18 protein-coding genes and 1 pseudogene are annotated in these 21,538 nt (G+C 60.6%); 15 read left to right on the forward strand and 4 right to left on the reverse strand.

The window, feature by feature from the left end:
- Nucleotides 1–21 precede the first annotated feature (21 nt).
- Nucleotides 22–1,203 carry a formate-dependent phosphoribosylglycinamide formyltransferase gene (gene purT / locus SLW74_RS00885; protein WP_296306137.1) on the forward strand — a complete coding sequence of 394 codons (1,182 nt, stop codon included), beginning with the start codon at nucleotides 22–24 and terminating at the stop codon, nucleotides 1,201–1,203.
- 80 nt (nucleotides 1,204–1,283) lie between these two features.
- Here the strand turns inward: purT and SLW74_RS00890 are convergent, their stop codons facing one another.
- The 3 genes from SLW74_RS00890 to SLW74_RS00900 form a co-directional block, all read right to left on the reverse strand.
- Complete coding sequence (locus tag SLW74_RS00890) at nucleotides 1,284–2,606, reverse strand: MFS transporter (protein WP_065989963.1); 1,323 nt, start codon at nucleotides 2,604–2,606, stop codon at nucleotides 1,284–1,286.
- A gap of 300 nt (nucleotides 2,607–2,906) precedes the next feature.
- The gene (locus tag SLW74_RS00895; protein WP_192132277.1) at nucleotides 2,907–4,145 is read right to left on the reverse strand and encodes a CNNM domain-containing protein; all 1,239 of its coding nucleotides are present in this window, start codon (nucleotides 4,143–4,145) and stop codon (nucleotides 2,907–2,909) included.
- 12 nt (nucleotides 4,146–4,157) lie between these two features.
- A complete protein-coding gene (locus tag SLW74_RS00900; RefSeq protein ID WP_065989961.1) occupies nucleotides 4,158–4,970 on the reverse strand; it encodes an inner membrane protein YpjD in 813 nt (270 codons plus the stop codon).
- Between the two features lie 291 nt (nucleotides 4,971–5,261).
- Between SLW74_RS00900 and ffh the strand changes: the two genes are divergently transcribed.
- The 11 genes and pseudogenes from ffh to SLW74_RS00955 all read left to right on the forward strand — a co-directional run bounded on the left by ffh (nucleotide 5,262) and on the right by SLW74_RS00955 (nucleotide 16,515).
- The gene (ffh, locus tag SLW74_RS00905) at nucleotides 5,262–6,638 is read left to right on the forward strand and encodes a signal recognition particle protein (protein ID WP_065989960.1); all 1,377 of its coding nucleotides are present in this window, start codon (nucleotides 5,262–5,264) and stop codon (nucleotides 6,636–6,638) included.
- 246 nt (nucleotides 6,639–6,884) lie between these two features.
- Nucleotides 6,885–7,136, forward strand: coding sequence for a 30S ribosomal protein S16 (gene rpsP, locus SLW74_RS00910; RefSeq protein ID WP_037012442.1), 252 nt, complete (start codon nucleotides 6,885–6,887; stop codon nucleotides 7,134–7,136).
- 5 nt (nucleotides 7,137–7,141) lie between these two features.
- A complete protein-coding gene (rimM, locus tag SLW74_RS00915) occupies nucleotides 7,142–7,678 on the forward strand; it encodes a ribosome maturation factor RimM (RefSeq protein WP_037012440.1) in 537 nt (178 codons plus the stop codon).
- A 3-nt stretch (nucleotides 7,679–7,681) separates the two neighbouring features.
- Nucleotides 7,682–8,434: a tRNA (guanosine(37)-N1)-methyltransferase TrmD gene (gene trmD / locus SLW74_RS00920; protein ID WP_065989956.1), complete on the forward strand. Its 753-nt coding sequence runs from the start codon at nucleotides 7,682–7,684 to the stop codon at nucleotides 8,432–8,434.
- 43 nt (nucleotides 8,435–8,477) lie between these two features.
- The gene (rplS, locus tag SLW74_RS00925; RefSeq protein ID WP_037012438.1) at nucleotides 8,478–8,828 is read left to right on the forward strand and encodes a 50S ribosomal protein L19; all 351 of its coding nucleotides are present in this window, start codon (nucleotides 8,478–8,480) and stop codon (nucleotides 8,826–8,828) included.
- Between the two features lie 128 nt (nucleotides 8,829–8,956).
- The gene (gene xerD, locus SLW74_RS00930) at nucleotides 8,957–9,853 is read left to right on the forward strand and encodes a site-specific tyrosine recombinase XerD (protein WP_065989954.1); all 897 of its coding nucleotides are present in this window, start codon (nucleotides 8,957–8,959) and stop codon (nucleotides 9,851–9,853) included.
- 167 nt (nucleotides 9,854–10,020) lie between these two features.
- Complete coding sequence (dsbC, locus tag SLW74_RS00935) at nucleotides 10,021–10,761, forward strand: bifunctional protein-disulfide isomerase/oxidoreductase DsbC (RefSeq protein ID WP_065989952.1); 741 nt, start codon at nucleotides 10,021–10,023, stop codon at nucleotides 10,759–10,761.
- A 132-nt stretch (nucleotides 10,762–10,893) separates the two neighbouring features.
- Nucleotides 10,894–12,198: a homoserine dehydrogenase gene (locus tag SLW74_RS00940; RefSeq protein ID WP_122623446.1), complete on the forward strand. Its 1,305-nt coding sequence runs from the start codon at nucleotides 10,894–10,896 to the stop codon at nucleotides 12,196–12,198.
- 149 nt (nucleotides 12,199–12,347) lie between these two features.
- A complete protein-coding gene (thrC, locus tag SLW74_RS00945; protein ID WP_410927862.1) occupies nucleotides 12,348–13,757 on the forward strand; it encodes a threonine synthase in 1,410 nt (469 codons plus the stop codon).
- Between the two features lie 199 nt (nucleotides 13,758–13,956).
- Nucleotides 13,957–16,005: pseudogene (locus SLW74_RS00950) on the forward strand (transporter substrate-binding domain-containing protein); the annotation flags it as partial.
- Nucleotides 16,006–16,218: 213 nt separating this feature from the next.
- Nucleotides 16,219–16,515 carry a DUF3509 domain-containing protein gene (locus SLW74_RS00955; protein WP_410927863.1) on the forward strand — a complete coding sequence of 99 codons (297 nt, stop codon included), beginning with the start codon at nucleotides 16,219–16,221 and terminating at the stop codon, nucleotides 16,513–16,515.
- A gap of 195 nt (nucleotides 16,516–16,710) precedes the next feature.
- Here the strand turns inward: SLW74_RS00955 and SLW74_RS00960 are convergent, their stop codons facing one another.
- Nucleotides 16,711–17,556: a TIGR02285 family protein gene (locus SLW74_RS00960; protein WP_410928093.1), complete on the reverse strand. Its 846-nt coding sequence runs from the start codon at nucleotides 17,554–17,556 to the stop codon at nucleotides 16,711–16,713.
- A gap of 250 nt (nucleotides 17,557–17,806) precedes the next feature.
- Here SLW74_RS00960 and SLW74_RS00965 point away from each other — a divergent pair, with 250 nt between their 5' ends.
- From SLW74_RS00965 to SLW74_RS00975, 3 genes are all read left to right on the forward strand, one after another.
- A complete protein-coding gene (locus tag SLW74_RS00965; protein WP_065989944.1) occupies nucleotides 17,807–18,349 on the forward strand; it encodes a YaeQ family protein in 543 nt (180 codons plus the stop codon).
- A gap of 101 nt (nucleotides 18,350–18,450) precedes the next feature.
- Nucleotides 18,451–20,160, forward strand: a complete 1,710-nt coding sequence (gene recJ, locus SLW74_RS00970) for a single-stranded-DNA-specific exonuclease RecJ (RefSeq protein ID WP_410927864.1) — start codon at nucleotides 18,451–18,453, stop codon at nucleotides 20,158–20,160.
- 265 nt (nucleotides 20,161–20,425) lie between these two features.
- Nucleotides 20,426–21,532, forward strand: a complete 1,107-nt coding sequence (locus SLW74_RS00975) for an NADH:flavin oxidoreductase/NADH oxidase (RefSeq protein ID WP_410927865.1) — start codon at nucleotides 20,426–20,428, stop codon at nucleotides 21,530–21,532.
- Nucleotides 21,533–21,538 lie beyond the last annotated feature (6 nt).

The raw sequence follows: 21,538 nt of genomic DNA on the forward strand, positions 1-21,538 counted from the left end.
CCTGCTCCATGAGGACCTGAGATGACTCAAATCGGAACTCCACTGTCGCCGACCGCGACCCGCGTTTTGCTCTGCGGTTGCGGCGAGCTTGGCAAGGAAGTAGTGATCGAGCTGCAACGCCTGGGCGTTGAAGTGATCGCCGTCGACCGCTACGCCAATGCTCCGGCGATGCAGGTCGCACACCGCAGCCACGTGATCAATATGCTCGATGGCGCCGCCTTGCGTGCGGTGATCGAGTCCGAGAAACCGCATTACATCGTCCCGGAAATCGAAGCCATCGCCACCGCGACCCTGGTGGAGCTGGAGTCCGAAGGCTTCACGGTCATTCCGACGGCCCGCGCTGCGCAGCTGACCATGAACCGCGAAGGTATTCGTCGTCTGGCCGCTGAAGAGCTGGACCTCCCCACCTCGCCATATCACTTTGCCGACACCTTCGAAGACTACAAAAAAGCCGTCGAAGACCTGGGCTTCCCGTGTGTGGTCAAGCCGGTGATGAGCTCGTCGGGCAAGGGTCAAAGCTTGCTGAAAACCGACGCGGACATCCAAAAGGCCTGGGACTATGCGCAAGAAGGCGGTCGTGCCGGCAAAGGCCGTGTGATCATCGAAGGCTTCATCGATTTCGATTACGAAATTACCTTGCTGACCGTGCGTCACGTCGGCGGCACGACCTTCTGTTCGCCGGTCGGTCATCGTCAGGAGAAGGGCGACTATCAGGAATCGTGGCAGCCCCAGGCCATGAGCCCGGTGGCATTGGCCGAGTCCGAGCGCGTCGCCAAAGCGGTAACCGAGGCGCTGGGTGGCCGTGGTCTGTTTGGCGTCGAGTTGTTCATCAAGGGCGATCAGGTCTGGTTCAGCGAAGTCTCGCCGCGCCCCCACGACACAGGTCTGGTCACGCTGATCTCCCAGGACCTTTCGCAGTTCGCGCTTCACGCGCGGGCCATTCTCGGTCTGCCGATCCCGTTGATTCGCCAGTTCGGCCCATCAGCATCGGCCGTGATTCTGGTTGAAGGCCAGTCGACCCAGACGGCGTTCGCCAACCTGGAGCAAGCCCTGAGCGAACCGGACACCGCGCTGCGCCTGTTCGGCAAGCCTGAGGTCAATGGTCAGCGCCGGATGGGCGTGGCACTGGCGCGCGACGAGTCGATCGAAGCAGCCCGTCGCAAAGCCACCCGCGCGTCGATGGCGGTGAAGGTTCAGCTGTAAGCATCACGCTGAATGAAAAACGGCGCCCTCAGGGGCGCCGTTTTTGTTTGGCGATCACGCACCGTCGATACCCGGTTTGCTCAGGCAATCGTATCCAGGTCCGCGTGCCGGGTTTCTTTCAGGCACAGCACAGCGATCACGCTGATCAACGCCGCCGCCGAGACATAGCCACCGACCCAGCTCAAACCGCCCATCTCCACCAGCTTCTGCGCGAAGAAAGGCGCCACCGAGGCACCAACAATGCCGCCGATGTTGTAGGCCGCCGACGCGCCGGTATATCGCACCCGCGTAGGAAACAGCTCCGGCAACATCGCCCCCATCGGCGCGAATGTAACGCCCATCAGAAACAGCTCGATCGACAGGAACAGCGTCACCGCCCAGGTCGTGCCGTGGGTCAGCAAGGGCTCCATCAGAAACCCCGACAAGATCGCCAGCACGCCGCCGATCACCAGCACCGGCTTGCGACCAAATCGATCGCTCGCCAACGCGGAAAGCGGTGTCGCCATGGCCATGAACAGCACCGCAAAGCACAGCATCGCGAGGAACGATTCGCGGCTGTAACCCAGGGTTTTCACGCCATAGCTCAGCGAGAAGACGGTGGAGATATAGAACAGCGCGTAGCACACCACCATCGACGCGGCCCCTAGCAGCATTGGCTTCCAGTACTGACCGAACAGCTCGGCAATCGGCAGTTTCACACGCTCATGGCGGGCGATGGCTTTGGCGAAAACGGGCGTTTCCTCAAGCTTGAGTCGCACATACAACCCGATGATGACCAGCACGGCACTGAGCAGAAACGGCACGCGCCAGCCCCAGGAGCGGAATTGCTCGTCATCCAGCGTCATCGCCAGCGTCAGAAAGAGCCCGTTTGCCGCGAGGAAGCCGATGGATGGTCCCAACTGCGGAAACATGCCGAACCACGCACGTTTGCCCTTGGGCGCATTCTCGGTCGCCAGCAACGCCGCGCCGCCCCATTCGCCGCCCAATCCGAGGCCTTGGCCGAAGCGCAGCACGCAGAGCAGGATCGGCGCCCATGATCCGATGGCGTCGTAACCCGGCAACACGCCGATGAGCGTGGTGCAGACGCCCATTAGCAGCAGCGAGGCGACCAACGTCGATTTGCGGCCGACGCGATCACCGAAGTGACCGAACAGCGCCGAGCCCAGCGGACGCGCGAGAAAGGCGATCCCGAACGTCAGAAACGCCGACAGCATCTGTGCGGTGCTGGAGGTTTGCGGAAAAAACACCGGCCCGATCACCAGCGCGGCGGCGGTGGCGTACACGTAGAAATCGTAGAACTCGATGGCGGTGCCGATGAAGCTGGCGGTGGCGACGCGGGCCGCGGAATTGGCGGGGCGGGCCTCGCTCTCGTCGCTGCTCGGAAAGGCAGAAGTCGTGGTCATGGGGAATCCCTGGCAGTCGTATCGCCTGTCAGCGGGTGACGAAAATTCGTACGCGCTGCGGCAATCGTTAATTGTTTTTTTGGTCCAGCGCTGAACAGACTAGCCCGGATGCGGGCAAAGATGCGTGGCGTGCTCGGGATGGGAGCGAAGGCCAGGGTGTCGCGTGAGCGGTCAGGCTGTGTGACTGGCCAGATCGCGCATCGTGCGGGTAGCACGCGGATCGGCGGGGCTGGGTAAGCGGATCGATTATAGGAAGGGGATCGGCGCGGAAACAAGTGCCTCAGGGCGCCGCCCGACTTTTCAGATCACGTCTTTGGTGCGGGTGTTCAACCACATCAGCACGCGGCTGACGCGGTTGTCTTCGGTCTCGAGGATTTCCAGGCGGTAAGGGCCGATCTTCAGGCAGACCGCGCTGTTGGGAATGGTCTCCAGCGCTTCGGTGATCAGACCGTTGAGGGTTTTGGGCCCGTCGGAAGGGAGGTGCCAGCCGAGGCTTTTATTCAAATCGCGAATCGACGCCGCGCCGTCAATCACCAGGCGCCCGTCAGGCTGCGGCTGAATATGCGGATTGTCGAGGGCTTGCTCGCTTTCGAATTCGCCGACGATCTCTTCCAGAATGTCCTCAAGGCTGACGATGCCCAGCACCTCGCCGTATTCATCGACCACCACGCCCATGCGCCGCTGCTGTTTGTGGAAGTTGAGCAGTTGCATCTGCAGCGGCGTGCTTTCCGGCACAAAATACGGTTCGTAGCAGGCGGCCCGCAGCGCCTCTTTGGTCAGCTCGTTGCGCGGCAGCAGGTGGCTGATCATCCGCGTGTTGAGCACGCCTTCCACCTGATTGATGTCGTTGTAGTAGACCGGCAGGCGGGTGTGGCGAGAGATGATCAGCTTGTCGATGATCTCCTCGATGGTGTCGTCGAGGTTGATGCCGTCGACTTCGCTGCGCGGCACCAGAATGTCATTCACGGTCATGCGGTCCAGCGCGTAAATCCCGGAGATGACGTGGGCACGGCCATATTGGCTCTCGTTGTCCTGATAGACCGTCGGGCGCGTGTCGTCTTCGTCATCGATGGTGTCTGGCCGGCGCTTCGACAGAAAAGGGCGCAACAGCGTCTTGGCGATGTTCTTGTAGAGCCAGGTCAGCGGCTGCAGCAGCCGAACCGGGATGCGCAGCACGTTGTTGCCCAGCAGCAGGATTGACTCGGGACGACGCGCCGCCAGCTTTCGCGGAATGAACTCGGTCACCACCACCAGCACGCTGGCGACACCTAGCCAGGCAATCAGCGGGCCGTGGAAATACCAGTGCCCGATGGCCAGCAACGTGGCGAGCACGGTGATCAGCGCCTTGAGCAGCGTGTTGCCGAGGATAAGGCTGTTGAGGTTGAACGCCAGAACCGGCTTCGGTGGCTCGTTGGAACGATGATTGACCGGCATCGCCCGCAGATTATGGTGCGCCGCCTCGACCGCGCTGAACAGCCCGGACCACAAGGTGAGCAGGGCAAGCAGCGTGAGCATTGTGCCGACCGGCAGATTATCCATGATCAACGCCCGTCAGATGTGCAGGATGTATTCACGAACGAGCTTGCTGCCGAAGTAGGCCAGCATCAGGAGCAGGAATCCGCCCAGCGTCCAGCGGATCGCCTTGTGGCCGCGCCAGCCCAGATGGTGGCGTCCCCACAGCAGCACACTGAAGACGATCCACGCGAGGATCGACAGCAGGGTTTTGTGTACCAGATGCTGGGCAAACAGGTTTTCGACGAACAGCCAGCCGGAGATCAGCGACATCGACAGCAAGACCCACCCGGCCCAGAGGAAGCCGAAGAGCAGGCTTTCCATGGTCTGCAACGGGGGGAAGCTTCTGATCAGGCCAAGGCGGTGCTTGTTCTTCAGCTGGTGGTCCTGCAGCAGCAGGAGCAGGGACTGGAACACCGCGATGGTGAACATGCCGTAGGCGAGGATCGACAGCAGGATATGGCTGATGATGCCGTGTTCTTCGATGATCGGTTGCTGGGTGCCGGAAGGCGCGAACTGCGCCATCAGGCTCGTCAGCAGCCCCAGCGGGAACAGGAGGATCAGCAGGATTTCGACCGGGAGGCGAATGCACGCGAGCATGGTCACGATGATGACGGCAACAGCAATCAGGCTGGCGGCACTGAAAAAGTCCAGACCCAGGCCGATAGGGCGCACCAGTTGGCCGAACAGCGCACTGGCCTGGCAAGCGACGGCAAGGGTGCCGATCAGGCACAGCAGCCATTTGTCGGCCTTTTGGCCCTGACGCAGGCGCATACCCTGGTAGACAGTCGCAGCGGCATAAAACACGGCGGCGGCGAGGCTGAAGAGCAAACTCGGTGACAAGGGGGACATAGATCCTGTTGGGCGTGCTCGAAAGCCGGTGAGTTTGGCATAAAACGCGCATTTCACGAAAGACTACAGAAGGAGACGCCGTGGTGTCCGTGCGCTGGAGTCTTCGCTATAATCCGCGACCTGCTCAAGCCACAGGCTAGCCGATCGCTGTTTCAGCCGCCTTTATAGCGTCCCTATTTCAATAGCGACTCTCTGAAGAGCAGGCGTCGCGATCTCGCCAGCCGACTGAAAAAGGCCGCTACGGGCCTGGCCGCATCAATCGGGGTTCAGCACGAACCCAAAGGATCACGCATGTTTGAAAATCTGACAGATCGTCTCTCGCAGACGCTGCGCCAGGTCACTGGTAAAGCCAAGCTGACCGAGGACAACATCAAGGACACACTGCGTGAAGTGCGTATGGCGCTGCTTGAAGCCGACGTCGCCTTGCCGGTTGTCAAAGACTTCGTCAATCGCATCAAGGAGCGCGCCGTCGGCACCGAGGTGTCGCGCAGCCTCACGCCGGGCCAGGCGTTCGTGAAGATTGTCCAGGCCGAGCTGGAAGAGATGATGGGGGCGGCCAACGAAGAGCTGACCCTCAACGTCACGCCGCCGGCGGTCATCCTGATGGCGGGTCTGCAAGGTGCGGGCAAGACCACCACTGCCGGCAAGCTCGCCCGATTCCTGAAAGAACGCAAAAAGAAAACCGTGATGCTGGTGTCGGCGGACGTCTATCGTCCGGCCGCGATCAAGCAACTGGAAACCCTGGCCAACGACATCGGCGTGACGTTCTTCCCGTCCGACATCAGCCAGAAGCCGGTCGACATTGCCGAAGCGGCTATTAAAGAAGCCAAACTCAAGTTCATTGATGTCGTGATCCTCGACACCGCCGGTCGTCTGCACATCGACGCCGAGATGATGGGCGAGATCCAGGCGCTGCACGCGGCGGTCAAGCCGGCCGAGACGCTGTTCGTCGTCGACGCGATGACCGGCCAGGATGCTGCGAACACCGCCAAGGCGTTTGGTGATGCGCTGCCGCTGACCGGTGTGATCCTGACCAAGGTCGACGGCGATGCCCGTGGCGGTGCTGCACTGTCGGTGCGCGCCATTACCGGCAAGCCGATCAAGTTCATCGGCATGGGCGAGAAGAGCGAGGCGCTGGAGCCTTTCCATCCGGACCGTATCGCATCGCGCATCCTCGGTATGGGTGATGTGCTCAGCCTGATCGAGCAGGCCGAACAGACCCTCGACAAGGACAAGGCCGACAAGCTGGCCAAGAAGCTGAAGAAGGGCAAGGGCTTCGACCTCGAAGACTTCCGCGATCAGCTGCAACAAATGAAGAACATGGGCGGCCTGGGCGGGCTCATGGACAAGCTGCCAAGCATCGGTGGCGTGAACCTGTCGCAGATGGGTAACGCACAAGGCGCCGCCGAAAAGCAGTTCAAGCAAATGGAAGCCATCATCAATTCGATGACCCCGGCCGAGCGTCGCGACCCTGAGCTGATCAGCGGTTCACGCAAACGCCGTATCGCCATGGGTTCGGGCACCCAGGTGCAGGACATCGGTCGTCTGATCAAGCAGCACAAACAGATGCAGAAGATGATGAAAAAGTTTTCGACCAAGGGCGGCATGGCGAAAATGATGCGCGGCATGGGCGGAATGTTGCCCGGCGGCGGTATGCCCAAAATGTAAATTGCATCGCGCGGGAGTGATTCCCGCGCGTCATTCATGGGGGCAACCGTCCCGATGGCCTGCTCAGGCAGGCGCTCACCGCCGTCCTCGCTGACGGCTCCACGGCAGATCTAAGTGGCCTGACGGCGTACGCCGGAAAAAGTCATTTGCAAAAATCCGGATATTCCTTAGAATATGCGGCCTTTCGGGCACCCATGCCCGCTGTGCATCTTAGATTTGCAGCACCGACTACAGGAAAATTGTTCAATGCTAACAATCCGTCTTGCCCTTGGCGGCTCTAAAAAGCGCCCGTTCTACCACCTGACTGTCACCGACAGCCGCAACCCACGTGACGGTTCCCACAAGGAACAAATCGGTTTCTTCAACCCGGTTGCCCGTGGTCAGGAAATCCGTCTGTCCGTGAACCAAGAGCGTCTGGCCTACTGGCTGAGCGTTGGTGCACAACCTTCTGAGCGTGTTGCTTCGCTGTTGAAGGAATCTGCCAAGGCTGCGGCCTGAGCAATATGAACGCGACGCCAGCTTCCGCCGACGATCTGATCGTCATCGGCAAGATTTACTCGGTACACGGCGTTCGCGGCGAAGTGAAGGTGTATTCCTTTACTGATCCGACTGAAAACCTGTTGCAGTACAAAACCTGGACGCTCAAGCGCGAAGGCAATGTGAAACAGGTCGAGCTGGTCAGTGGACGCGGGAACGACAAGTTCCTGGTCGCCAAGCTCAAGGGTCTTGATGATCGTGAAGAAGCTCGTCTTCTGGCCGGTTATGAGATCTGCGTGCCGCGCAACCTGTTCCCTGAATTGACCGACGGCGAGTACTACTGGTACCAGCTTGAAGGTCTGAAGGTCATTGACGGTCTTGGGCAATTGCTCGGGAAGGTCGATCATCTTCTGGAAACCGGCGCAAACGATGTAATGGTGGTCAAACCCTGCGCAGGCAGTCTGGATGATCGCGAACGCCTTTTGCCCTATACGGAGCAATGCGTGTTGGCAGTTGATCTGGTTGCAGGCGAGATGAAGGTGGAATGGGACGCGGATTTCTAAGCAATGGCCAGCCTGCGCATAGAAGTCATCACGCTGTTTCCCGAGATGTTTTCCGCCATCAGCGAATACGGCATTACCAGCCGTGCGGTGAAACAGGAGCTGTTGCAGCTGACCTGTTGGAATCCGCGGGATTACACCACTGATCGACATCACACTGTGGACGATCGCCCGTTTGGCGGTGGCCCTGGCATGGTGATGAAGATCAAGCCTCTCGAAGATGCTCTGGCTCAGGCCAGGCAGGCGGCGGGGGATGCGGCGAAGGTGATTTACCTGTCGCCACAAGGCCGCAAGCTGGATCAGTCTGCGGTACGCGAACTGGCGCAGGAAGAAGCACTTATCCTGATTGCCGGTCGTTATGAAGGCGTCGACGAGCGTTTCATTGAAGCTCATGTCGATGAAGAGTGGTCGATTGGCGACTATGTGTTATCTGGCGGTGAGCTGCCGGCCATGGTCCTGATAGATGCGGTTACGCGACTGCTGCCTGGAGCTTTAGGGCATGTAGATTCCGCGGAGGAAGATTCCTTCACGGATGGTCTGCTGGATTGCCCGCACTACACCCGACCGGAGGTGTATGCGGATCAGCGTGTTCCCGACGTATTGCTTAGTGGCAATCACGCACACATCCGGCGTTGGCGTTTACAGCAGTCCCTTGGGCGGACCTATGAACGACGCGCCGATCTTCTGGAAAGCCGCTCGCTTTCTGGAGAAGAGAAGAAGCTGCTGGCGGAATACCTCCGCGAGCGGGACGATAGTTAACGTATCGATGGTAGATCGAACCGATTTACCTTAGGAGCACAGCATGACTAACAAAATCATCCTTGCACTCGAAGCAGAGCAGATGACCAAAGAGATCCCTCCCTTTGCCCCGGGCGACACCATTGTCGTTCAGGTGAAAGTGAAGGAAGGCGACCGCGCTCGTCTGCAGGCGTTCGAAGGCGTTGTTATCGCCAAGCGTAACCGTGGTGTGAACAGTGCTTTCACTGTTCGTAAAATCTCCAACGGTGTTGGCGTTGAACGTACTTTCCAGACCTACAGCCCGCAAATCGACAGCATGGCTGTGAAACGTCGCGGCGACGTTCGCAAGGCCAAGCTGTACTACCTGCGTGACCTGTCCGGTAAAGCAGCTCGCATCAAGGAAAAACTGGTTTAATCCCAGTCTTCCCACGCGAATGAAAAAGCAGCCTACGGGCTGCTTTTTTGCTTTCTGGCATTCGGTTTTGTCCCGCCTTCGCAAGTATGAAAAACTGCCACCGGTTTCCACCCCCCAAGTCAGAACCCATGCCCGCCATTGACCATCCCATGATCGACCGCTTCCTTGACGCTCTGTGGCTGGAGAAAGGGCTGTCGGACAACACGCGCCATGCCTATCGCAGTGACCTCGCACTGTTCAACGGCTGGTTGCAGGAGCAGGGCGTGGACCTGATGAGTGTCAGTCGGGAGGCGATTCTCGATCACCTCGGATGGCGGGTCGACAACGGCTACAAGCCTCGCTCGACAGCGCGACTGCTTTCCGGCGTACGTGGCTTCTATCGCTACCTGCTCAGAGAAAAGCTGATCGCGGTCGACCCTACGTTGCAGGTCGACATGCCGCAACTGGGTAAGCCACTTCCCAAATCCTTGTCCGAAGCCGACGTCGAAGCGTTGCTGGCTGCGCCCGACCTGAGCGACGCCATCGGCCAGCGTGACCGGGCGATGCTTGAAGTGCTCTACGCCTGCGGACTGCGGGTGACCGAGCTGATCAGCCTGACGCTTGAGCAGGTCAACTTGCGCCAGGGTGTGCTGCGCATCATGGGCAAGGGCAGCAAAGAGCGGCTGGTGCCGATGGGGGAGGAAGCCATCGTCTGGGTCGAGCGCTACATGCGCGACGCCCGCCACGAATTGCTCAACGGCCGCCCCAGCGACGTGCTGTTTCCCAGCCAGCGCGGCGAGCAGATGACCCGCCAGACCTTCTGGCACCGCATCAAGCACCAGGCCAAAGTCGCCGGCATCGGCAAGTCCCTCTCGCCACACACCCTGCGTCACGCCTTTGCCACGCACTTGCTCAACCATGGCGCCGATCTTCGCGTCGTGCAGATGCTCCTCGGTCACAGTGATCTGTCGACGACGCAAATCTACACCCACGTCGCCCGCGCGCGGTTGCAGGAAATGCATGCGAAGCACCACCCGAGGGGGTAGATGACTTCAGTAATTTGCGACCTGTCTTACATCGGCGGGCGTCGGCCTTGCGAGCCTTATGTGATAGGCTTTGCCGGTTTCGCAGATCAAGGCCCTGAAAACATCCTGGTGCGGTTTCGCCACCCGTTTTCAGCCCGGCCCGTCTGCTCACCGCTCGAGGAGTTTTCATGCGCGTCACTCGTTTTCTCGGTGCTGCCGTTGTAGCGCTGGCCAGCTCTTTCAGCCTGTTTGCCCACGCCGATGAGGCGTCCGACAAAGCCATTCGCAAGACCCTGGAATCGCTCAATCTGGAAATTCCCATCGAGAGCATTTCCAGCAGCCCGTTGAACGGCCTCTATGAGGTCAATCTGAAAGGCGGTCGCGTGCTGTACGCCAGTGCGGACGGCCAGTTCGTGATGCAGGGCAACCTGTATCAGATGCAGGCCGGCAAGCCGGTCAACCTGACCGAGAAAGTCGAGCGTCAGGCGATTTCCAAGACCATCAACGGCATCCCTGCCGCTGAGATGGTCGTCTACCCAGCCGTGGGCGAGACCAAATCCCACATCACGGTGTTCACCGACACCACCTGCCCGTACTGCCACAAGCTGCACGCCGAAGTGCCGGAGCTAAACAAGCGCGGCATCGAAGTGCGCTATGTAGCGTTCCCGCGTCAGGGCCTCGGTTCGCCGGGTGACGAGCAACTCCAGGCAGTGTGGTGCTCCAAGGACCGCCGCGGTGCAATGGACCGCATGGTCGACGGCAAGAATATTCAGGCGCCCAAGTGCGATAACCCGGTCACCAAACAGTTCGAGATCGGCCAGTCCATCGGCGTGAACGGCACACCGGCCATCGTGTTGGCCGACGGTCAGCTGATTCCGGGCTACCAGCCGGCGCCGCAAGTGGCCAAACTGGCGCTCGGCGCCAAGTAATTTCGTTTATCGCAGCCTCCTGCGGTAGACACTGAAGCGGCCTGTCTGCAGCGCTTCATCAATAGCGGGCCGTGTTGAATGCGGCTGATTCCACGGCCGGCCTCGCGTCGGCCGTTTTATGGGGAGTTCATAGTGAAACCGGTCAAAGTAGGCATCTGTGGGCTGGGTACTGTCGGTGGCGGTACCTTCAATGTGCTAAAGCGTAACGCCGAGGAAATTGCCCGTCGTGCCGGGCGTGGAATCGAAGTGGCGCAGATTGCCATGCGTACACCAAACCCCAATTGCCAGATTACCGGTACCCCGACCACGACCGACGTGTTCGACGTGGCGAGCAACCCTGAAATCGACATCGTCATCGAGCTGATCGGTGGCTACACCATCGCCCGCGAACTGGTGCTCAAGGCCATCGAAAACGGCAAGCACGTGGTCACCGCCAACAAGGCGCTGATCGCCGTGCACGGCAACGAAATTTTCGCCAAGGCCCGGGAGAAGGGCGTCATCGTCGCATTCGAAGCGGCAGTGGCGGGCGGCATTCCGGTGATCAAGGCCATTCGTGAAGGCCTGTCGGCCAACCGCATCAACTGGGTGGCCGGCATCATCAACGGCACCGGCAACTTCATCCTCACCGAGATGCGCGAAAAAGGCCGTACCTTCCCGGACGTCCTCGCTGAAGCGCAGGCGCTTGGTTACGCAGAAGCCGATCCGACCTTCGACGTCGAAGGCATCGACGCGGCGCACAAGCTGACCATTCTGGCGTCCATCGCTTTTGGCATCCCGCTGCAATTCGACAAGGCCTACACCGAGGGCATCACCAAGCTGACCACCGCCGACGTCAATTACGCCGAAGCGCTGGGCTACCGGATCAAGCACCTGGGCGTCGCCCGCAGCACGCCGAGCGGTATCGAGCTGCGCGTCCACCCGACCCTGATCCCGGCCGATCGCCTGATCGCCAACGTCAACGGTGTGATGAACGCCGTGATGGTCAACGGCGATGCAGCCGGATCGACTCTGTTCTACGGCGCAGGTGCCGGCATGGAGCCGACCGCTTCGTCCGTCGTCGCAGATCTGGTCGACGTGGTCCGTGCCCTGACCACCGATCCGGAAAACCGTGTCCCGCATCTGGCCTTTCAGCCCGACTCGCTGTCGGCCCACCCGATCCTGCCGATCGACGCGTGCGAAAGTGCCTACTACCTGCGCATCCAGGCCAAGGATCATCCCGGCGTGCTGGCGCAGGTGGCGAGCATCCTGTCCGAGCGCGGCATCAACATCGAATCGATCATGCAGAAAGAAGTCGAAGAACATGACGGCCTGGTGCCGATGATTCTGCTGACCCACCGCGTGGTCGAGAAACGCATGAACGATGCGATCAAAGCGCTGGAAGCGCTGGAAGATGTCGCCGGGCCGGTTGTCCGCATCCGCGTTGAGCATTTGAACTGAGATCAGCCGCAAGCGTTAAGCGGCAAGCTGCAAGTAACAGCAAAATCATACCGCGGTGAGCTTTGGGTCCCTGGCTGGAGTTGAAGGTTAAGCACTTTGACTTGCAGCCCGCCACTCGAAGCTTGCCGCCCAAACCGAAGGTTTGAACAATGCGCTATATCAGTACCCGCGGCCAGGCACCGGCCCTGAATTTCGAAGACGTGCTGCTGACCGGTCTGGCGAGCGATGGCGGTCTGTACGTTCCGGAAAACCTGCCGCGTTTCACCCAGGAAGAAATCGCGTCCTGGGCCGGCCTGCCTTACCACGAGTTGGCGTTTCGCGTCATGCGCCCGTTCGTGACCGGCAGCATCCCGGACGCGGATTTCAAGAAGATCCTCGAAGAAACCTACGGCGTGTTCTCCCACGCTGCGGTTGCGCCCCTGCGTCAGCTCAACGGCAACGAGTGGGTGCTGGAGCTTTTCCATGGCCCGACCCTGGCGTTCAAGGATTTCGCCCTGCAACTGCTGGGTCGTCTGCTGGACTACGTGCTCGAGAAGCGCGGCGAACGTGTGGTCATCATCGGCGCCACCTCCGGTGACACTGGCTCGGCCGCCATCGAAGGCTGCCGTCGTTGCGACAACGTCGATATCTTCATCCTGCACCCGAACAATCGCGTGTCCGATGTTCAGCGCCGCCAGATGACCACCATCTTCGGCGAGAACATCCATAACATCGCGATCGAAGGCAACTTCGACGACTGCCAGGAAATGGTCAAGAACAGCTTCGCCGACCAGAGCTTCCTCAAAGGCACGCGTCTGGTGGCGGTGAACTCGATCAACTGGGCGCGGATCATGGCTCAGATCGTCTACTACATTCACGCGTCGCTGCAGTTGGGCGGCCCGGCACGTTCGGTGGCGTTCTCCGTGCCGACCGGCAATTTCGGTGACATCTTCGCCGGTTACCTGGCCCGCAACATGGGCCTGCCGATCAGCCAACTGGTGGTCGCGACCAATCGCAACGACATCCTGCACCGCTTCATGAGCGGCAATCAGTACGTCAAGGAAACCCTGCACGCGACGTTGACCCCTTCGATGGACATCATGGTGTCGTCCAACTTCGAGCGTCTGCTGTTCGACATGCACGGTCGCAACGGCGGCGCGATTGCCAAGCTGATGGACACCTTCAGGCAAGGCGGCGGTTTCAGCGTGGATGAAGAACGCTGGACCGAAACCCGCAAGCTGTTTGATTCGCTGGCGGTCAGTGACGAAGACACCTGCAAAACCATCGCCGAAGTATTCGCCAGCACTGGCGAGCTGCTCGATCCGCACACCGCGATCGGCGTGAAAGCCGCACGGGACTGCCGCCGCAGCCTCGATACGCCGATGGTGATTCTGGGAACGGCGCATCCGGTCAAGTTCCCGGATGCCGTGCTGAAGGCCGGTGTAGGAAAAGCGCTTGAGCTGCCTGCACATTTGTCTGATTTGTTTGAGCGAGACGAACGCTGCACCGTCCTGCCAAATGACCTCAAGGCCGTACAGGCCTTTGTCAGCCAGCATGGCAATCGTGGCAAACCTCTCTGACCGTATCGCCGTGTAACAACTAAGGCCCGCCTCGCAGCGGGCCTTGTTTTTTCTGCGTGCCACACTTCCGAAGAATCTTAATTTCTCGGATAAGCCTGTGGTTGTTAAACATTTTTACTCAACGGCATTCAATGGCCGTCACCTTGATCTCCGACCGGCGCTATGGGCATTGCTGCTGCTCGTCTGCCTCTACAGTCCCATGGGTCACTCCAGTGAAAACCTGCCGTTCGCCCTGGGTGCGCCTTTCCTTGCGCAACAGCCCATCGCCCTCAATGACGCGGACCGTCAGTGGCTGGACGCACGAAAAACGCTCCGGGTTGGCATTTCCGTCGCCGATCACGAGCCCGTCGACATCACCACTGACCGCAATCGCTATCAGGGCATCAGCGCGGATTACCTCAGCGTGGTCAGCGCCCGGTTGGCAATTCCCGTTCAAGTGCGAGGGTTCGCTAAACGAGAGAAGGCGGTGGAGGCACTCTTGGCCGGTGACATCGACGTGCTGACCAGCGCCAGCGGATTTGAGCGAAACAAAGCCGGACTGTCGATGACGCGCGACTACCTGGCGGACCGCGCGGTGGTGTTCGGCCGGGCCAACGACACCAGCCTCAAGCCTACGCTGGAAGGCAAACGCGTGGTGCTGCTGGACGGCTATGCCGACGCTGCGGTTGTGCAGCGCATCTACCCCGAAAGCAACATCGTGCTTGCGCCCACGCTCTACAGCGCCATGGAGGCGTTGGCCCACGACGACGCCGACGCGCTGATTGCCAACGAGCTCGTGGTGCAGTCCTACAGCCTTTTGCGCCCGTACCTGGGGCTGCAAAGCAAGTTCGACAGCTTGTTGCCCCCCATGGGTTTTTCGTTCGCCCTTCGCGATAAAGACGCAAGACTTCACGCACTGTTCGACCGCGTGCTGGCAGACATGGACGAGTCTTTGCACCGGGAAATCCTGAGCCGATGGACCGTCGGGCTTGGCGCTGACCCTGCGCGTCGGCAAGTCAGTATCAACCCCGTTGAACAGTTGTGGATCCGCAAACATCCGCGGGTGGTGGTGGCGTCAACTCAGCACCCTCCCTACATCTACAAAGACGCTCGTGGTCAATGGGTGGGGCTGAATGTCGATGTGCTGGCGCGCATCTCGCGCCTGACCGGGTTGCAGTTTGTCTATCAGGAAGCGCCTTCCACCCATTCTCTGCTTGAGACCCTGGCAGACGGCGGCGCGCACATGAATACCACCCTGGCCGAGAACCCCGAGCGCAAGAAAATGCTGTATTTCACGTATGCATTTGGAGGCAACAGCTGGGTATTTCTGGAGCGCGCCGACAGCAATGTCTCCCTTCAGCTGGCGAACATGACCGGCAAGGTGCTCGCACTCCCCGCGCGACATGCGTTGCTGGAGTTTATTCAGACACGCTACCCGCAGATCCGCCTGCTGCTCGTGCCCACCTACGCCGAAGCCCGCCAGCTCGTCGAGGAGGGGGAGGCGGACGCCACTATTCAGAACGAGGCGGGCGCCTGGCTGTATCCGCCCGGCGGGCTGAAAGTGGGCCGCAGCGTCGAAGGGTTGTGGTCTCCGGACCGGTTTTCCGTGGTCAAGGCCCATCCCGAATTGCTCGGCATTCTGAACAAGGCCCTTGAGGAATTTTCCGTGACGGAAATGCGCGCTATTCGCCTCAAATGGCTCGGCGCGGCAGCCGCTGCGCCTTCGGTGTGGAACCGCATCCCCAACTGGATCTACGGGGTTACGGGCGCCTCACTGTTGCTGGGTCTGGTGTCGCTGGTCTGGAGTAGCCGCCTGAGGTATCAGATCCATCAACGGCAGCGCGCCGAAGCACAGTTGGGTGATCAGCTCGCCTTCAAACGGACATTGCTCGATGCGTTCCCCAACCCTGTTTATGTGCGTGATCTGCAAGGCCGGCTCGTCGCCTGCAACCGCAGTTATGAGGAGAGCTTCGGGATCGGTTACGAACAGATGCAAGGCCGACGCCTGACCGATGTCGATCTCGTTGACCGCGATATGGCCGAGCAACTGCACGCCGATTACATGAAGCTGCTGGAGACGCAGGAGCCGGTGTTTGCCGAGCGCGTCCTTACGCTGGCCGGGCGACGGGTCTACGCCTGGCAATGGGCGGTGCCCTATCATCGCGCCGACGGTCAAATGCAGGGATTGCTCGGCGGCTGGATGGACATCAGCGAGCGTAAGCGCCTGGAGAGCGAGTTGCGCGAAGCACGTCAGGCCGCGGAGCGGGCGGCAGGGCAGTTGAAGGCGCTGCTCGACGAATTGGGGCGGGCGAAGGCATCAGGGGTGTAAATTTTGCCTGTCACATTCGGCAGGCATGCTCCGGAGTCAAGCTGTTGCAGTCAGTGCGCATGTGTCAAACCGCCACACTGCTCAGAACTTTCCGCTGCTGCCAATGGTCATTGGTTAGCACCTTTGCATTCAAACTGTTGAGTGGTGATCCGGATGGAAAATATCAGCTTGCTACTGAGCGAAGCGCTGTCTCCTTATCAGGCGATTATCGGCCCGGCCGGTATTCTGGGCGAGCGCCTGGTGACGCTGAAAAATCCAGCGGGTGCGATGGTGATTGAACGGGTTTTTTCTGCATCGCAGTTGGGCGACAAGCGTCAGCTGACTGACGTGGTAGATGGTCTTCACCGTGATTTGATGGTGGCAGAAGGGCGCATCGAGCCTTGTGTCATAGCTGCCATGCGCAATGTGTCCCAGTCTGCCGCTTATGCTGCCTCCCGACCTTTCGTCTGAGTCGCAGGGAACCTTCTCCATTCGGTAGGCTCCTATCAGTTACGGCAGGCGCAGGCATTGTGCTCCGATGTTCATGCTGCCTGCCGTACGGGTCCAAGATGGACCACGGTTGACCCCGAGTAGTCTCCCCGCTGCTCGGGGTTTCTTTTGTCTGACATTCAGGGCTTCAACGCCAGGCGCGGATTTCACCCGGCGTCAATTCGTTTCCTCATCGAAAAATGTCTGGGCGTCGCGCAGGTATTCCTCCTTCTTCATCATCCACTCCGCGTAAAACCCGATCAGTCGCGTCACGCGCAGCACACGCATTTCCCGGTTGATGATCTCCATCGCCGCACGGCCTTTCTCGGTCTTCGAACAGGCAATGTGAGCGAACTGGTATTTGGGCACGTCTTTGACCGGCAAGAACTCCAGCTCTGCTAGCGGAATGCCCTGTTCCTGCGCGTGAAAGCGCGCTTCCGGCCAGTAACTGATGATCGCCTGGAAGCGATCCAGCCGTTCCATTTCCAGCATGCTGCCCACCGCTGTATTGCCGTAGTGCAGGATCAGACGTTCGGGGTGCGGGGTCTCGCGCAACACTTTATCGATGACGGGGCCGTAGCTGCGTTCGCCGACGATGCCGACATCGACGCTGTCGCTGGCCAGTAAGGCGGCAAGGTCGAGGCGGCCGTCGGCGTTGATGAACGGTGCGAACAGTGCGTGGCGTCTTCGCTCGATCGTGACGCCGTTACTGGGCGTGGCGTAGGACGGGATGGAAAACAGAATGGTTTTGTCGCGCTCGGGCGTCCACAGCAGGGTCGGGTCGCAGGCGAACACGTCGGGGTCATTGAGCATCTGGGTTCCGCGCGCGCGGTTGACGTGCATGACCTGGTGATCGTACTCCGGCATCCGGGCGGTCAGCTCGGGCATCAGCTTGTCAATGGCGCCCTGGCCCGCCAATGGTCCGGAAAATATGGTCAGGGGCGGGAAGTCGCGCAGCAGCCAGATCAGCGTTTCACGTGCCGACGCCGTACCGGGCAGGCAGGCGAACAGGCCTGCGATCAGCAAGGCGCGCATTCGGGAACCGGTGACATGCATGGAAGCGTTGACCCTCATCGACAGCGTCTCGCAGCAAGGAATCGGTGATGTGCCTCATTTATTTAACACATGTCATGGGGGCATGAGTAACGCCTCGCGAACGTTGTGCCCCGTCTCCCATTTGAGAGACGAGCCGCATCGCTCATCGAGTTCGGTCGTTCAACGGGGCTGCATCGGGTAGACTTGCCGCCTTTCCCGTCTCTCTAGAAGCCCGTTCATGGCCCAGCCGTCCACGACCTACAAGTTCGAACTCAACCTCACCGACCTTGATCGCGGGGTCTATGAAACCGTCAAGCAGACCATCGCCCGTCATCCTTCGGAAACCGAAGAGCGCATGACCGTGCGCCTGCTGGCCTACGCCTTCTGGTACAACGAGCACCTGTCGTTTGGCCGGGGTCTGTCAGACGTCGATGAACCGGCGCTGTGGGAAAAGAGTCTGGACGATCGCGTCCTGCACTGGATCGAAGTCGGACAGCCCGACGCCGACCGTTTGACCTGGTGCTCGCGCCGTACCGAACGCACCAGCCTGCTGGCCTACGGCAGTCTGCGGGTGTGGGAAGGCAAGGTCATACCGGCGATCAAGACGCTGAAGAACGTCAACATCGCTTCGGTACCCCAAGAGGCGCTCGAAGTCTTGTCCAAGGACATGCCACGGGTGATCAAGTGGGACGTCATGATCAGCGAAGGCACGATCTTCGTCACAGATGATCGCGGCCAGCACGAAGTGCAATTGCAGTGGCTGGCAGGCGAGCGGGGCTGATTCACGCCTGCACCGCGACGGCCTCGCGATGCTGTTGCCAAGCCATCGCGACGGCATCGCTGCCTCCTGCCAGTCCCAACGAGAATCCCAGCGGAACCTGAATGCGCATCGAACCACGCGAGTTACCTGACACCCTGCCTTTTCTTGGCGACCTGCCACCCTTGCTCACCCGGCTGTACGCGGCCCGCGGTGTCGCCTCGGAGGCAGAACTCGACAAGGGCCTTGCCCGATTGATTCCGTATCAACAGCTCAAGGGCATCGACGCCGCCGTCGAGCTGCTGGTGACGGCGTTGCAGCAGCGCTATCGCATTCTCATCGTGGGCGACTTCGATGCCGACGGCGCGACGGCCAGCACCGTCGGCGTGATGGGCCTGCGCTTGCTCGGTGCCGCGCACGTGGACTACCTGGTGCCGAACCGTTTCGAATTCGGTTATGGCCTGACACCTGAAATCGTCCAGGTCGCCCTTGAACGTCAGCCCGATTTGCTGATGACCGTGGACAATGGCATTTCCAGCGTCGAAGGCGTTGCGGCAGCGAAAGCGGCGGGCTTGCAGGTGTTGGTCACCGATCACCACTTGCCCGGCCACGAATTGCCGGCGGCTGATGCCATCGTTAACCCGAACCAGCCCGGCTGCACCTTCCCGAGCAAGTCGCTGGCCGGCGTCGGCGTGATCTTTTATGTGTTGATGGCCTTGCGCGCGCGACTGCGGGACATAGGCTGGTTCGAGGGCCGCGCTCAACCCAATCTGGGCGAATTGCTGGATCTGGTGGCGCTGGGCAGCGTCGCTGACGTGGTGCCGCTGGATGCCAACAACCGGATTCTGGTGCACCAGGGGCTGATGCGCATCCGCGCCGGGCGTGCACGTCCGGGTTTGCGCGCCATTCTGGAGGTCGCCCGTCGCGAGGCGTCGCGCATCACCTCCACCGATCTGGGGTTCATCATCGGCCCGCGCCTGAATGCGGCCGGGCGTCTGGATGACATGAGCCTGGGCATCGAATGCCTGCTGTGTGATGACGAGACCGAGGCGCGGGAAATGGCGGTGCGTCTGGACGAGCTCAATCAGGACCGCAAATCCATCGAGCAGGGCATGCAGCGCGAGGCGCTCGCCCAGCTCAAGGACCTGCCGCTGGAGTCGATGCCGTTTGGGCTGTGCCTGTTCGAACCCGAGTGGCACCAAGGCGTGATCGGCATTCTGGCTTCGCGCCTGAAAGAGCGTTATCACCGCCCGACTATCGCGTTCGCCAGCGCCGGCGAGGGTGTGCTGAAGGGGTCGGCGCGTTCGGTGCCGGGCTTTCACATCCGCGACGCACTGGATGCCGTGGCGGCGAAACATCCCGAGCTGATCAGCAAGTTCGGCGGCCACGCGATGGCGGCCGGGCTGTCGCTGCCGGAAGGCAACTTCCCGGCATTCGCCGAGGCCTTCGACACCGAGGTTCGCCGCCAGCTCAAGGAAGAAGACCTGACCGGCCGGCTGTTGTCCGACGGCACCTTGGCGGTGGAAGAATTTCATTTGGAACTGGCCCGTGCCCTGCGCAATGCCGGCCCGTGGGGGCAGCACTTTCCCGAACCGTTGTTCCATGGCGTGTTCCAGCTGGTGGAGCAGCGGGTGGTCGGCGAGCGCCATCTGAAGATGGTACTCAAGACCGAGTGCGGCAGCGTGAAGCTTGACGGCATCGCCTTCAGCGTCGACCGCGACGTATGGCCCAACCCGACTGTGCGCTGGGTCGAGCTGGCCTACAAGCTGGACCTGAACGAATTTCGCGGCAACGAAACCGTGCAACTGATGGTGGTTCACCTTTCACCGCGTTGATTCATTGGGTTCGGCTAAAGCCAACCTACGAGTGGACGCGCTAGTAGGACCGGCTTTAGCCGGGAATGGGCCTGCGTGGGCACCCTCAATCTCGCGGTGTGACATCCGAGGCCTTCCCGGCTAAAGCCAGTCCTACGGACGTACGCGGTGTCTCGGTAGGACCGGCTTCAGCCGGGAAATGACTGAACCCTCACTTCGCTCGGGTTGTCGACTAGGCTCAAGGTTCGCACGTAAGGAACCTGCCACACGATCTGAGAGGTCCCCCATGAGCCTGCTGCTTGAACCCTATACCCTTCGCCAACTGACACTGCGCAATCGCATCGTGGTTTCGCCAATGTGTCAGTACTGCTGCGCCGACGGCCTGGCCAATGACTGGCATTTGGTCCATCTGGGCAGCCGCGCGGTCGGCGGCGCAGGGCTGATTTTCACTGAAGCGGCGGCGGTGACCCAGGATGGGCGCATTACCCCGGAAGACCTCGGCATCTGGAACGACGAGCACATCGAGCCGCTGCAACGCATCACTCGATTCATCAAAGCACAGGGCGTGGTTGCCGGCATTCAGCTGTCCCATGCCGGACGCAAGGCCAGTACATGGCGGCCATGGGTGAGCCAGAGTGGCGCCATCCCTGCCGACCAGGGTGGCTGGGCGACCTGGGGGCCCTCGAAGATCCCATTCGACCCGACCTACACCGTGCCCACGCCGCTGGATGAAGCCCAGATTCAGGACGTGATCAAGGCGTTCGTCGACGCCGCCAAACGTGCCTTGACCGCAGGTTTCGAAGTCGTCGAAATTCATGCTGCCCACGGCTATCTGCTGCATCAGTTCCTGTCGCCGCTGAGCAACCAGCGTCAGGATCAATACGGTGGCTCGTTCGAAAACCGCATTCGTCTGACGCTTGAAATCACCAAAGCCGTGCGCGACGTCTGGCCTGCAGGCCTGCCGTTGTTCGTGCGCGTCTCGGCCACCGACTGGGTGGAAGGCGGGTGGACTGCGGACGAAACCGTTGAGCTGGCAAAGCGCTTGAAAGAGTTGGACGTTGATCTTGTTGACGTGTCCTCCGGCGGCACTGCGGCGAAAGCCGAGATCCCCGTGGGCCCGGGCTATCAAACCGAGTTCGCCGCTCGCGTGCGCAACGAGTCCGGCATTGCTACCGGCACCGTGGGCATGATCACCGAACCCACCCAGGCCGACACCATTCTGCGTACCGGCCAGGCAGACCTGATTTTCCTCGCCCGCGAACTGCTGCGCGATCCGTACTGGCCGCTGCAAGCCGACGAGGCGCTCGGTGGACGCCAGGCCACATGGCCTGCGCAATACCAGCGAGCAACGCACCGCGATCAGCCGATTCATGAGTCGGATTTGCGGGATTGATCACAC

It is taken from the genome of Pseudomonas sp. W5-36 (assembly GCF_046540455.1).
Taxonomy (GTDB): domain Bacteria; phylum Pseudomonadota; class Gammaproteobacteria; order Pseudomonadales; family Pseudomonadaceae; genus Aquipseudomonas; species Aquipseudomonas graminis_B.